General features: G+C 68.1%; 11 protein-coding genes. 2 read left to right on the plus strand and 9 right to left on the minus strand.

What is annotated here, in order from left to right; translation table 11 throughout:
• Positions 1 to 11 precede the first annotated feature (11 nt).
• From C5E41_RS19550 to C5E41_RS19585, 8 genes are read right to left on the minus strand one after another with little or no spacing between them, the layout of a single operon-like run.
• Positions 12 to 1,061 (minus strand): ketopantoate reductase family protein, encoded by a 1,050-nt coding sequence (locus C5E41_RS19550; protein WP_104377252.1) that lies wholly within the window; start codon positions 1,059 to 1,061, stop codon positions 12 to 14.
• The gene (locus tag C5E41_RS19555) at positions 1,058 to 1,819 is read right to left on the minus strand and encodes a DUF1684 domain-containing protein (RefSeq protein ID WP_258081086.1); all 762 of its coding nucleotides are present in this window, start codon (positions 1,817 to 1,819) and stop codon (positions 1,058 to 1,060) included. Before C5E41_RS19555 ends, C5E41_RS19550 begins: the two co-directional genes overlap by 4 nt.
• A 57-nt stretch (positions 1,820 to 1,876) precedes the next feature.
• The gene (locus C5E41_RS19560) at positions 1,877 to 3,553 is read right to left on the minus strand and encodes a dipeptide ABC transporter ATP-binding protein (RefSeq protein ID WP_104377325.1); all 1,677 of its coding nucleotides are present in this window, start codon (positions 3,551 to 3,553) and stop codon (positions 1,877 to 1,879) included.
• Complete coding sequence (locus C5E41_RS19565) at positions 3,550 to 4,443, minus strand: ABC transporter permease (protein WP_104377254.1); 894 nt, start codon at positions 4,441 to 4,443, stop codon at positions 3,550 to 3,552. Before C5E41_RS19565 ends, C5E41_RS19560 begins: the two co-directional genes overlap by 4 nt.
• A 1-nt stretch (position 4,444) precedes the next feature.
• Complete coding sequence (locus C5E41_RS19570) at positions 4,445 to 5,401, minus strand: ABC transporter permease (RefSeq protein ID WP_104377255.1); 957 nt, start codon at positions 5,399 to 5,401, stop codon at positions 4,445 to 4,447.
• A 29-nt stretch (positions 5,402 to 5,430) separates the two neighbouring features.
• Positions 5,431 to 7,122 (minus strand): ABC transporter substrate-binding protein, encoded by a 1,692-nt coding sequence (locus tag C5E41_RS19575; protein WP_258081087.1) that lies wholly within the window; start codon positions 7,120 to 7,122, stop codon positions 5,431 to 5,433.
• Positions 7,123 to 7,174: 52 nt separating this feature from the next.
• Positions 7,175 to 8,353: an acyl-CoA dehydrogenase family protein gene (locus C5E41_RS19580; RefSeq protein WP_104377256.1), complete on the minus strand. Its 1,179-nt coding sequence runs from the start codon at positions 8,351 to 8,353 to the stop codon at positions 7,175 to 7,177.
• Positions 8,350 to 9,537 carry an LLM class flavin-dependent oxidoreductase gene (locus C5E41_RS19585; RefSeq protein ID WP_104377257.1) on the minus strand — a complete coding sequence of 396 codons (1,188 nt, stop codon included), beginning with the start codon at positions 9,535 to 9,537 and terminating at the stop codon, positions 8,350 to 8,352. The genes C5E41_RS19580 and C5E41_RS19585 overlap by 4 nt, the downstream gene beginning before the upstream one ends.
• Positions 9,538 to 9,794: 257 nt before the next feature.
• Here C5E41_RS19585 and C5E41_RS19590 point away from each other — a divergent pair, with 257 nt between their 5' ends.
• Entirely contained in the window at positions 9,795 to 10,676 is an 882-nt protein-coding gene (locus tag C5E41_RS19590) for a LysR family transcriptional regulator (RefSeq protein ID WP_039783543.1), read from the plus strand.
• Complete coding sequence (locus C5E41_RS19595) at positions 10,676 to 11,542, plus strand: sulfurtransferase (RefSeq protein WP_104377258.1); 867 nt, start codon at positions 10,676 to 10,678, stop codon at positions 11,540 to 11,542. The genes C5E41_RS19590 and C5E41_RS19595 overlap by 1 nt, the downstream gene beginning before the upstream one ends.
• A 5-nt stretch (positions 11,543 to 11,547) precedes the next feature.
• On the opposite strand, the gene C5E41_RS19600 is transcribed toward C5E41_RS19595, so the two are convergent.
• Complete coding sequence (locus C5E41_RS19600; protein WP_104377259.1) at positions 11,548 to 12,900, minus strand: FAD-binding oxidoreductase; 1,353 nt, start codon at positions 12,898 to 12,900, stop codon at positions 11,548 to 11,550.
• Between the last annotated feature and the right edge of the window lie 126 nt (positions 12,901 to 13,026).

Genomic DNA, 13,026 nt, shown 5'->3' on the forward strand with positions numbered 1-13,026 from the left:
TCCAGTGTTTGTCAGGGGCGGGGCAGTTCACCTGCGCGGGGGGCACTGTCGCGCACGGGCAGAAAATTCGTCAAGGTCTTCAGTCCGGGGAGGTCCAGTCCGCCGCCCTCGCGGGTGGCTCGGCCCAGCAGTTGTTGCAGCGCGGTGTTGAGCGGCGCGGCGACGCCGTGCAGGCGGGCGAGCAGTGCGATTTCGCCGTTGAGGTAATCGATTTCGTTGCTGGCCGCGCCGCGTGCGAAGCTCTGCCAGGTGGATTGGCGCCCTGGGGGTACGGTGTCTCGGGCGGCGCGTTGTCGGCCGGAGGCGGCGCCGAGCGAGGCCGGCTCGTGAAACGTGATTCCGGCTGCGGCGAGAACCAGCCGGGCTTCGGTGACCAAAGCAGCACCGACCGCGGCCTTGGCGGATGGGTCGCCGCCGAGAACCTCGAGACCGTTCTTCACGCTGTGCAGGATTTTCGCGGCTTTGTAGGCGCGTACATCCGGTACGGCCTTGGCGTGGAAGTTCGCTTTCCCGAGGTCGTCGACGAGAGTTGCCACGGCCCTTCCGCCGCGGGCAGAGTCGCCAGTGGCGAGTCCGGCGATCATCGCGCCGACGGTCGGGCTCGCGCCGACGTGAATTTCCCCGAGTCGCTCGTAGCGGGCGGAAACCAGCAGGACGGCGCCGATCACGGTAGCGAACCAGCGAGCCACCATGCCTTCGGCGGCCAACCCGTTCTGCACGGTCACCACCGGGATGTGGTCGGCGGCCAGGCCTATCACGGCGCCGTCGGAATTTCGAACGTCGCGCCAGGCCATGACCTCGGCGGCGGCACCCACATCCTGGGTTTTGGCGGTGAGTACTAGGACGTCGCCGGTGTGCAACGCCAAGTCGTCGGTTGCCGCCGCGACGGGCAGGCGCACGTTCCGGATGCCCGTGGGGGTGTGATAGCTCACCGGGTGCTGCCGGAAGTGCCGCAGCGCATTGCCGCGGGCGATCAGTAGGACGTCCTGTCCGCTGTCGGCCAGTTCCACAGCCAGCGTCGTCCCGACCGCTCCGGCGCCGACGATCACATAGCGGGTCACCGCGGTGCCGAATCGCTGTAGCGCAGGCGGGTTTCGCCCGCCCGGATAGGGATGTCGAGCCGGTTCGGGGCCGGTGGGAGCGGGCACAGGTAGTGGTCGGAGAAGGTGCAGGGGGGCAGGTAGGCCCGGTTGAAATCGACGGTGACCCGGCCGCTGTGATCCGGCGGCGGCACCGTCAGGAAGCGGAATCGCTGGGTTTCGGTGCCGTTGGTGGTGTCGGCGAAGGTGATCTGCGTGTCTCCCGCCGGTGTGCGCACGCCCTCGAATGCGATGTCACGGCCGCCGACAGTGAGATGGATGCGCGATGCCGCGTTCTCACTGACGAATCCGTCGATGTGGTCGAGTCGCAGCGTGGCCGAGGTCTTTTCGGCGATGCCCTCGATCACCCATGCGCGGTCGGGAGCGAATGCGTCGATACCCGCCAGTCCGGTCCGGGTGGTGGCCTGTGGGTCGAACACCCGCAGCGCGAGTTCGCCGGCGCGAATCAGCGGTTGCAGCAGGAGGGCGCCGAGTACGTGTCCGCGGCCGGGCTCGAGTTCCACCCGGAACCCGTCCGCGTCCGCACCGACGGCGCGGCCGTCGACCGCAACCCAGGCACCGGGGAGGCCGTTGATGTGGATCGGCTCGTCGCCGAGCCAGTGGGTTCCGATCGCCGCGGCCAGTCCGTGCGCGGCAGTGGCGAGGGCGATACGTTCGGCCCGCCATGCGTGCCAGTCGGCCGACCACAGGTCGATGTCCGGTGTCGTGGATGCGGTCACGGTCATGCCTTTCCGATGTTTGGATTGAATGTAGCTGCGGGGCAGAGCAATACGAGCTCAGCGCGGGGCCGTGGCGCGCCGGCCGGGTATCGCCGCGAGCAGTCGCTGGGTGTACTCGTGCGCAGGGTTGCGGAACACCTCTGCGGCCGGGCCGGATTCGATCACCCTTCCGCGTTCGAATACCGAAACAGTGTGTGCCAGCTGCCCGACCACGGCGAGGTCGTGGGAGACGAACACGTAGGACAGGCCCAGCCGTTGCTGCAGATCCGCGAGCAGCGTGAGGATCTGCTGCTGCACCGAAACGTCCAGCGCCGAAACGGGTTCGTCGAGCAGCACCACCTCCGGCTCCAGCGCCAACGCGCGGCCGATCGCGACCCGCTGACGCTGCCCGCCGGAGAGTTCGGCGGGGCGTCGATCGAGGAAGGTGCGTGGTAGCGCTACCTGGTCGAGCAGTTCCAGGGCTCGTGCCCGGCGGCTACGCCGGTCGCCGATGCCGAAGGACACCAGTGGCTCGACGATGCTGTCGCCGACGGTGAACCGGGGATCCAAGGACGCGAACGGATTCTGGTGCACCAGCTGAAAGCGGCGCCGCAACGGTCGCAGCCGCCGCCAGCTCAGCCCGGTGAGATCCGTGCCGTCGAAACGGACGGTGCCGGTCGTGGGTTTGGTCAGCGACATGGCGATGCGCAGCGTCGTGGTCTTCCCGGACCCCGATTCGCCGACCAGCGCATGGGTGCGCCCGGCTGCCACGCGAATCGAGACGTTGTCCAGGGCGAGAGTGGTGTGCGGCCCGGGAGTGCCACGCGCGGAACGGAATTCCTTGGACACCGCGACGAGTTCGAGGATCGGCTCGGCCACCTCCACCTCGTCGGGCCGCAGCGTGAACCGAGGTTCGACCCCCCCGCCGTGGGCGAGAGCCGGCGCGGCGGCGATGAGGCCGCGCGTGTAGGGGTGCTCGGGGTCGATCAGGATCGCCGCCGGCGTGCCCTCCTCGACGATCCGCCCGCGCCGCATCACCACCACCCGGTCGGCGCGGTCGGCGGCCACGGCGAGGTCGTGGGTGATGATCAGCAGTGCGGTACCGCTGCCACGCACCAACGACTCGAGATGGTCGAGGATGCGCGCCTGGACGGTCACGTCGAGCGCGCTGGTGGGCTCGTCGGCGATGATGAGGTCGGGCTTACCCGCCAGAGCGATGGCGATCAGCACGCGCTGGCGCTGGCCGCCCGACAATTCGTGCGGGTACCGGTGCAGATGGCGTTCGGGTTCGTCCAGCCCGGCCTGGTGCAGGGTGTCGAGCACCTCCGCATGCAGTTCGGGGCCGCGAAGGCCGCGCAGCTTCACCGCCTCGGCCACCTGCTTGCCGATCCGCTGGGTCGGATTCAGCCCGACCATCGGGTCCTGCGGAATCAACCCCACCGTCGCGCCGCGCAGCGGTCTCAGAGCCTTCTCACCGGCTCCCACGAGCTCGGTTCCGGCGACGCGGACCGAGCCGCCGGTGATCTGTGCCCGATCGGGCAGCAGGCCGATGACGGCGAGTGCGGTGGTGGTCTTGCCGGACCCGGATTCGCCGACCAGCGCGACGATCTCGCCGCGGCGAACGCGCAGCTCGACATCCCGCACAGCCGGTTCGACGGTGCCCTCGCGCCGGTAGCCCACTTCGAGCCCCTCGATCTCGACGATCGCCGAGTCCCGCGTGGCCACGGTTTCCGCGATTGCGGCGGCGTTCGTCATCGCTTCCACTCCTGCATCGTCTTGGCGATGTGATTGAGCGACAGCACGGTGAACACGATCACCGCGCCGGGCATCAGCGACACCCACGGCGCGGTCACCAGAAAGTTGCGGCCACCGGCGACCAGCGACCCCCATTCGGCTTGCGGTGGCGCCGCGCCGAAGCCGAGGAAGCTCAGTGCCGCGACGGCGATGATCGCGGTCCCGAAGTCCAGCACCGACAACGCCAGCACCGGCCCCCACGAGTTGGGCAGTACATGGCGCAGCAACACCCTCAGCCACGAGGCACCGCCGGCCCGGGCGGCCTCGACGTACGGAAGTGTCTTGACGCGCAATACCTCCGACCGCGTGGTTCGCGCGAAGCCGGGCAGGATTCCGACCCCGACGGCGATGGCCACCGGGATGGTTCCGAATCCCAGCGCGGTCACGATCGCCAAGGCGGACAGCAGCCCCGGAATCGCCAGCAGGACATCGACTCCGCGCATGACGACCGAATCGGTGGCCCCGCCGAAGAAGCCGGATACCAGTCCGAGGGCCAGCCCGGCGAGCAGGGCGATGCCGACGGCGATGAGGGCTGCCTGCACGGTCAGGCCCGAACCGTAGAGCGTGCGCGCCCACAGATCCCGCCCGACATCGTCGGTACCGAAAAGGTGTGTCGCACTGGGTGGTCGCAGTCGCTGGGCCGGTGCGGTGGCATACGGGTCGTAGGAGGTGAACACCGACGGCACGAAGGCCGAGGCGATCACACCCGCGACGATCGCCAGCGCTGCGACGAATCCGGGCCGGCGCGCCAGCCGCACCGCACTCCGGCGTAGCAGTGCGCGGCGTCGCGGTATCGCGGGATCCGCCGCGGTGACGATGTCCTCCGGAGCCTCGGCCAGGACCTGGACCATGTCAGCTCACCTCCGCTTTCGTGGCATGTGTGATCCGAGGATCCAGTAGTGGGTACAGCAGGTCGACGACCAGATTGACCAGGACGAATCCGGTCGCGGCGATCACGACGATGCCCAGCACCACCGGAATGTCTTTGGCCAGTACGGCTTCCTGCGCGAGCCGGCCGATCCCGTTGCGGCTGAACACCGTTTCGACGACGATCGCGCTGGTTACCGTCGTGCCCACCAGAAGTCCGAGGATGGTCAGCGCCGGGAGCAGCGCATTGCGAAACGCGTGCCGCAGTTGCACTGCGGACCGCGACAGGCCCTTGGCCCTGGCGGTGACGATGTACTGCTCACCCAATGTCTCGTCGAAACTGTGGGTGAGTACCTGGGCCAGCTGGGCCGACGACGGTAGGGCCATGGTGACGACCGGCAGCACCTGCGATCGCCATCCGTTACTACCCGACGACGGCACCCAGCCCAGGTCGAAGGCGAAGACCTGAATAAGTAACAGCGCCACCAGGAACGAGGGGATCGCGACACCGAGCGCGGGTATCCGGTCGAGCACCATCCGCAGCGGCCGGAATCGGACGAACGCGGCGAGGTAGGCGACGATGGTGCCGACCACCACCGCAAGAGTTCCGGCGAGGACACTCAGCAGCAACGTCCCGCCGAGCCGGTCGCCGATCAGCTGGGTGACCGGCGTATGTTTGGCGATCGAGGTGCCGAAGTTGCCGTGCAGTGCCCCAGTCAGCGCGGTGATGTACTGATCGAGTATCGGCCGGTCGAGTCCGTACTCCGCCTTGGCGGCGGTGAGCTGTTGCGGTGTCAGCGAATCGGTCTCGATGCCGGCCGCGCCGAGCTGGATCGAGACCGGGTCACTCGGCAGGAGATACAGCACGACGAAGGTGAGTGTGAACGCCGCCCACAGCACCACGACGGCCTGTGCGATGCGGCGTGCAGCGTAGCTGGTCAAGGTATTTTCCTTCTCTCGCGGGGACGGCGCTAGGGTTGAATCCAGGTGTCGTCGAGGGACAAGAAACTCTCGGAGGTGAACCGGAATCCGTTGACCTGGTTCCTGATTCCCGCGTACTGCAGGCGCTCGAAGAGTGGGAAGGTGACACCGTTGTCGATCAGGACGTTCTGCAGCTCGGTGTAGATCCGCTGTCGCTGCGCCTCGTCGGTGGCCTGTACCGCCTCCGTGAACAGATCACGCACCCGGGCCGCGGTCGCGGGGTGCTGGGCATTCCGGGCCAGAGCCTTCGAATTCGCCAGTTGCTCGACGAGAATGTATTGCAGGGCACCCGGATCGGCACGGGTGAAATAGTTTTCGATGAGATCGTACTGGCCGCCCGCGATGGCGCCGGGGCGTTCCGCGTTGGTGACCACCTTCAACTGCAGGTCGATGCCGACCTTGCGCAGCTGGTCCTGGAACAGCTCGGCACCGGGGCTGGACGCGGTGATCAACTGGGTAAGAGTGAGCCGCTTGCCGTCTTTCGACCGGTACTGGTCGCCTGGTGCGAGGCGCCATCCGTCGGCGTCGAGGAGCCGCCCGGCCTCCTGTGGGTCGTAGTTCAGTTTGGCGGCCTGCGACACGAAATAGGGTGTGGTGCTGTCGAAGGGGCCGCCGACGGCCGGATAGTCGGATCCGAAAATCGTTGTGGCATATGTCTTCACGTCGATTGCCTTGTACAGCGCCGCGCGGACCTGGTCATCGGCCAGCGGATGTCCGTCCGACACGTTCGGATACAGCGTGTAGGAGACGCCGGGCAGCGGCCGCGACCGCAGATAGGCGCCGGAGCGCGCAATCAGCTGCCGGTCTTCGACGGTAAACGGATTGCGCGGCCAGGCGATGTCGATCTGGCCGGAGACCAGGTTGCCGGTGCGGACGCTGTCCTCCGCGACGTAGCTGACCTTCACTCCGTCCAGATAGGCCTCGCCGGTGTTCTTGCTCAACGCCGAACCCCAGTGGTAGCCGGTGCGCCGGCTCAGCGAGACACTCTCACCCGGCACGTATTTGTCGAGGACGAACAATCCCGACCCGGCGATGTCGCCCTGGCAGCGCTGCTGCGGAGTCTTGCGGAACGACGCCGGGGACAGCAGGGCCAGGTTCGTGGTCGAGGTCGCCTGCAGGAACGACGAATTCGGCTGGGAGAAGTGGAACTTCACCGTCTTGGCGTCGACCACTTCGGTCGATTCCAGGCCGACGATGTAGCTCGCGCCGAAGACCGTGCCGTTGGTCCGACGGGTCTCATCGAGGAAGGCGTCGAAGTTGGTTTTGACCGCCGCGGCGTCCAGGGACGCGCCGTCGGCGAAGGTCACTCCGTCGCGCAGAGTGAAGGTGTAGTCGCGGCCGTCTGGGCTGATCTGCCATCCGGTGGCCAGCCAGGGCACGATCGCCCCGGTGTCGGGGTTCTGATCGGTCAGGGAATCGGCGAAATTGCGGACCAGTGAACGACTCTCGATCCAATACACCTGAAATGGATCGATGCACGGGAAGGCCGCGTTGTCGGGCCAGAACGCCAGCCGCAAGGTGCCGCCGCGTACCGGGTCACGCCCCTCTCCGGAGGGTCCGCTGTCGTTGCCCCCACCGCCACAGGCACTCGCGAGCAGCGCGGTGGCAGCGGCGAGCGCGAATGCCGCGGTGCGCCATCGGCGCTTGCGGCGGTGCGGGGTGGGCTTCATGAAGGTCGGCATCGGGATGTTCCTCGCGACGAAACGAAAAATGTTGATGGACACCGAACCGGGACTACGCGCCCGGCCGGAGGATCGCGCGGCCGGCGGCCAGTAGTGCGGCGTCTTCCTGCGGCGGATGGACCCGCACGCACAGCACGTCGCGCAGATGCCGTTCGAGCGGGTTGTGCCGAGTCAGCGCCGCGTTGCCGAGCGCCGCGACGGCCGTCTCGACCGCTGCGATGGCGGAGCGGGCGATCAGCACCTTGACCGACGAGAGCTGTTGGGGCACATCGGGTTCTCCGGCGGCGAGCCGGTGCAGGGTGCCGTACAGCAAGGTTTCGGCCTGCACGATCTGGCTCTCGATCTCGCCGGCCACCGCCTGGATGCGCTCGGTCTCGGCGATCGGCTTACCCAGCGCGGAGGGCACGCGCGCGCGGGCGTACGCGGTGAATGCGGTGCGGGCGGCGCGTGCCACGCCCACGTAGAGGGCCGAATGCCCGAACGAGGCAGGCCCCGATGTCGCCGCCGGATCGCGATACACCCCGTCGACGAACGGGATCTCACGGAAATTCTCCGCGGGCACCGCGACCCCGGTGTAGGTCACGTCGTGGGTGTTGGAGGCCCGCAATCCGAGGTGGTCCCAGGTGTCGTGCCAGGTGATGCCCGCCGCGTCGGCGGGAACCAGGAAATGTCCGACCCGCTGCGGGGATTCGTCGGTGGCCGCCCACACCACGTGGTAGGTCAACGCCCGTCCGCCGGTGGCGAAAGACTTGCGCCCGTCGAGAATCCAGCCGGATTGGGTGCGGCGGGCGATCGTGGCGGGCAGTCCGCCGCGGGCCGGCGCGCCCAGCTCCGGTTCGGCACGGACGGCATTGACCAGCGCCGGTCCGTCGAGTGAGCGCCGCACCAGTTCGGCGTAGACCGCATCGGGCCAGCCGCCGGTGTCGGCCTGGGTCCGGTGCACACCGAGATTGTTCGCCGCGATGAGCGCGACCGACGGGTCGCCCTCGCCGAGAGCCACCAGAATTCGCGCCACCCGGTGATGATCGAGTTCGGGTCCGCCGTAGCGGGCGGCGATCGTGGCGGTGAGGTACCCGCCGCGATGCGCGGCGCGCAAGCCGGCGAGCGGAACATCGCCGGATCGGTCGTATTCGGCTGCGGTCGCGGCAATTTCGGTCGTCAGCGCCGCCAGGGCGGCGGGCGAGGTATCCGGAACGGTCAACGCCGGATATCCGGTCGGTGCGGTGGTCACGGGCGGGCCGCCGCTGCGAACGCGCCGAGGTGTTCCGACTGCAGGGTGCCGCGCCGGCCGGTCGCTTTCCGATGCGCCAACTCCTGGCGAACCAGCGGCAGCACGTAGCGTCCGTAGTCGATGACGTCGTTGAGGGTGTCGTAGCCGCGGATCGATACCAGGCTCGCACCCAGATCGATGTAGTCCAGAATCGCCGCCGCGACCGTCTCCGGGCTGCCCACCAGTGCGCTCGACGCACCGGCGGCATTGGTCACCGCGGTGGTACGCGTCCACAGCGCGCGATCGTAGATCTCCTGGCGCTGAGCGAATTCCAGCGCTCGTTGCGAGCCGACGTTCTGCGGTGCGCCGGTGAATCGCTTGCGCGGCGGACTGTTGTCGAGATTGCGTGCGATCCGTTCGACGTAGTCGCGCGCCTTGGCCCAGGCGAGGTCGTCGGTGCGGTCGATGATCGGGCGGAAGGTCACCCAGATGCGCGGGCGATCGGTGCGCCCGGCCGCGGCGGCGATGCTGTGCACGCGCTCGATCTGGCCCTTGACGTCGGCCAGCGGTTCACCCCAGAAGGCGAAGATGTCCGCCTTGGCCGCGCCGATCGCGAACGCCGCATCGGACTGCCCGCCGAACGAGATCGGAATCGAGTCGCCGTAGGGCGGGAATCCGGGGCCGAAATCATCGAAGCGGTAGTGCTCGCCGGCATACGAGAACGACTCTTTCTCGGTCCACGCACGGCGCAGCACATCGATGAATTCGCCGGTGCGCGCATAACGCTGGTCCTTGGGCAGATAGTCGCCCTGTCGTGCCTGTTCGGCATCGTTGCCGCCGGAAATCAGATGCAGTACCGCCCGGCCCTCGGTGAGCTGGTCCAGGGTGGCCAGCTGCTGGGCGGCGACCGTCGGGAATACCGTGTTGGGGCGTACCGCCACGATCGGCTTCAAGGTGTCGCTGAGCTGACCGACCGCCGAGGCGAGCACGAACGAATCGGCACTGGACGATCCGTACGGCAGCAGCGTCGCGTCGAATCCGGCGTCCTCGAGGGTGCGGACGTAGCGCCGCACGAAGGGCAGATCGATGCCGCGGGTGGGAATCGGCGCGAGTTCGGTCGAGGGATTCGTATGCGTCAGGCTGATGAATTCCACAGTCGGTGCGGCGGTGGCCGGCACCGGTTCGGCACTGGTTTCCACGGTCATGACAGTCCTTCCGGCAATGGTCTCGGATGTGCGCGCACCGATTCACGGCCGGACACGGAACGTCATGCTAATGAGCCGCCGAGCTTGAAAACCAGAGTTCGAATCGTGAAATTCGATTCGATTACCCGATAGCGACCGATAGGGTGAAAGAAATATCCGGGGAATTCTGATCCGGCCGATTTCAAAGGTATGCAAATCCTGCGGGACAGCGTTTACTGGTTGAAATTATTGTGCCGTTCAGAAGGTGGCTGAATGTTATGGCGGATCCCCTGGATTTGACGCACCTGCGCACGCTGGTGACCATCGCCGAGACTGGCGGGTTCCGGCGTGCGGCGGACGCCTTGCATCTGAGCCAGCCCACGGTCAGCCAGCACATCCGCATGCTGGAACGGCGCCTGAAGCTGTCGCTTGTCGAAAGGCACGGCCGCGGTTCGTATTTCACCCCGGACGGCGAACGCCTGGTGGCTGAGGCGCGCAAGCTGCTCGACGCCCAGGACGAAGTGCTCGCTCGCTTCGCCGGATCGGCGCCGGTGCAGATCACCATCGGCTCGACCGAGCATGCGGGCGACGGGCTGCTGACCGAACTGCTCGCTGTCCTGCGTACCGCCTATCCAGACGCTCATCTGCATTTCCGGATCGATCGCTCCACCGCGCTCACGGAATCGGTGAGTAAGGGCGTGGTGGATCTCGCGGTGGTGCTGGGCGGCAACACCACCGAGCCGGTCGGCGCCGAGGTGGGCCTGCTCGATCTGCGCTGGGTCGCGGGAACCACCTGGCAGCTGCCGCCCGCACCGGGGCCCATCTCGCTGGTGGCGTTCGAGGAGCCCTGTGGATTGCGGCGGCGGGCCGTGCAGAAGCTTGGCGAGCTGGGCTATCAGGTCGCCGTGACCGCGGAATCCGGCAATTTGGACGGCGTGGTGGCGGCCGCGAAGGCCGGTCTCGGGATCGCCCTGCTGCCGTTTCTCACGGCTCCGCCCGGTGGCCTCGCCGAGATCCGGGAGCTGCCCGCGATGGGCTCGATCGATGTGCGATTGGTAGCCCGGCGCGGACTCGGTCACGATATCGAGAACACCGCCGTCGACGCGATCACCGCGCACTATCGCTCGATCACCGGCCGTCGGCTGAGGGGAGTCGCGTAATGACTTCGCGGGCAGACAGTGTGATCACCGCTGAGGAACTGGCCGAGCGGCTCGATGCCGGGGTGCCCGTGACGGTTCTCGACGTGCGCTGGCAACTGGACCAGCCCGACGGCCGGAAAGCCTACGGCGCCGGCCACATTCCGGGTGCCGCCTATGTGGACCTCGAATCCGAACTGTCCGACCATTCGATCACCGGGCGCGGGCGCCATCCGCTACCGGCAGGCGCCCGGCTGCAGGCGGCGGCGCGGCGCTGGGGCGCGCGGACCGGAGTGCCGATCGTGGTGTACGACAACTGGAATCGTGCGGGCTCGGCGCGCGCGTGGTGGGTGCTGCGTGCGGCCGGTGTCACCGATGTACGCATCCTCGACGGCGGGCTCGCTGCCTGGACAGGGATCGGTCGCGACCTGGCACAGGGCAACGAACAGCCGACGCTCGGCGATCTCACGGTTGCGCACGACAACCTGTACGCGGGCGCGGCGGACACGGTGACCGCGGACGGGGCGGCCGGGCTCACCACCGCGGGAGTTCTGATCGACGCCCGGGCACCCGAGCGATTCCGGGGGGACAGTGAGCCGGTCGATCCGGTGGCCGGGCATATTCCCGGCGCCGTCAACGTCCCGTACGCCGGCCTGCTCGACGAGCACGGATTCTTCCGTCCCGCAACGGAACTCGACGCGATCTTCGCGTCCGCACAGGTGGGTGACGGCAGAGCCGTGGGCGCCTACTGCGGTTCCGGAGTCACCGCCGCCGTGGTCATCGCGGCCTTGCGGATCACCGGCATCGACGCGGCGTTGTTTCCGGGGTCGTGGTCGCAGTGGAGCGCGGAGGCCGGGCGTCCGGTCGCCGTGGCGGCAACGCCGCACTGACCCGATCAGAACATCTTTCCCGGATTGAACAGCCCGTCGGGGTCCAGCGCGCGCCGGACCGCGCGCTGAACCTGCAGCGCGTCGGGTCCCAGTTCGCGCTCCAACCAGCGCCGCTTGAGCAGCCCCACGCCGTGCTCACCGGTGATGGTGCCGCCCAGTTGCAATGCGGTGGCGAATATCTCATCTGCCGCGTTCTCGGCACGCCCGAGCGCTGCGGGGTCGTGCTCGGGAACGACGATGATGGGATGCAGATTTCCGTCTCCGGCATGGCCGAAGGTGTAGATCCTGCTGTCGTGCCGGGTGGCGATCTCGGTGATCCGGCGCACGGCCTCGGCGATCCGTGATCGCGGCACCGCGATGTCCTCGATGAGTACCCGGCCGTGCCGCTCCAGTGCGGGAAGCGCTGCGCGGCGCACCGTGAGCAGTTCGTCCGCGGCGGCGGAATCCGTGCCGACGGACACGCGGGAAGCGAAGCGCGCGAACGTCGATTCGACGATCGCGGCCTCTGCGTCGGCACCGAACCCATCGGTCTGGGCGACGACGAACGCGCCCGCCGCCGCACCGCGCACCCCCGACAGCTCCTGGGCCTCGCGAAGCGATGCCCCGTCGAGCAATTCCAGCATCGCGGGCCGTACCCGCGCGGCGAGTACGGCCGCTGTTGCCGCGGCCGCCCGCTCGACGTCATCGAAATAGGCGGCGACCGTCACCGTGCGCACCGGAATCGGTTGCAACCGCACCGTCGCCGACACGATCACGCCGAGAGTGCCCTCCGAGCCGGTGAACAAGCTCGTCAGATCCAGTCCCGCGACGCCTTTCGCCGTGCGTCGTCCGGTATGCAGCAGCCTGCCATCGGCGAGGACCACGCTCAGGCCCAACACCGAATCGCCGGTCACCCCGTACTTCACGCATCGCAGCCCACCCGCGTTGGTGGCGATATTGCCCCCGATCGTCGAGATCGCGACACTGGCCGGGTCCGGCGCATACCGCAGGCCGGCCCGGGCTGCGGCGGCGTCGAGCACCGCGCCGCTGACACCGGCTTCCACGACCGCGTACTCGTCGGCCTCGGCGATCCGCAGAATTCGGTCGAGCCCACTGACGTCGAGGATCAGCGAACCCGCACCGGCACTCGCGCCACCCGCCAGCCCGGTGCCGGCCCCTCGCACGACCACCGTCAGCCCGGCCTCCGCCGCGAATTCCACTGCCCGCCGCACGTCGTCCACGGTCGCCGCGCACACCAGCACATCGGGCTGCCCCTCGGCCCGATGAGCCGATCGATCCGACTTCACGTGCTCCGGTATCGCGGAGCCGATGAGGACCGTCCCCGTGATCGACTTCGGCCCGGTGGCGGGAATGCTCATCGAGGTACTCCTTCGGGTCCGCGTGCGCTGGCGTGGCAACGGGGCGCTGGTTCATTTTCCCCGCTTGCCGGAGCTTTGCGCCGCTCGCAACGATCGAAGTATCCGATCACTGCCTATTGCGAGCCC

The organism is Nocardia nova (genome assembly GCF_002933465.1).
GTDB classification, from domain to species: domain Bacteria; phylum Actinomycetota; class Actinomycetes; order Mycobacteriales; family Mycobacteriaceae; genus Nocardia; species Nocardia nova_B.

Coding starts and splice junctions, on each gene's coding strand:
- C5E41_RS19600 (WP_104377259.1), bottom strand. CDS start 12,900: ATGAGCATTCCCGCCACCGGGCCGAAGTCGATCACGGGGACGGTCCTC.
- C5E41_RS19590 (WP_039783543.1), top strand. CDS start 9,795: ATGGCGGATCCCCTGGATTTGACGCACCTGCGCACGCTGGTGACCATC.
- C5E41_RS19585 (WP_104377257.1), bottom strand. CDS start 9,537: ATGACCGTGGAAACCAGTGCCGAACCGGTGCCGGCCACCGCCGCACCG.
- C5E41_RS19575 (WP_258081087.1), bottom strand. CDS start 7,122: ATGCCGACCTTCATGAAGCCCACCCCGCACCGCCGCAAGCGCCGATGG.
- C5E41_RS19565 (WP_104377254.1), bottom strand. CDS start 4,443: ATGGTCCAGGTCCTGGCCGAGGCTCCGGAGGACATCGTCACCGCGGCG.
- C5E41_RS19595 (WP_104377258.1), top strand. CDS start 10,676: ATGACTTCGCGGGCAGACAGTGTGATCACCGCTGAGGAACTGGCCGAG.
- C5E41_RS19560 (WP_104377325.1), bottom strand. CDS start 3,553: ATGACGAACGCCGCCGCAATCGCGGAAACCGTGGCCACGCGGGACTCG.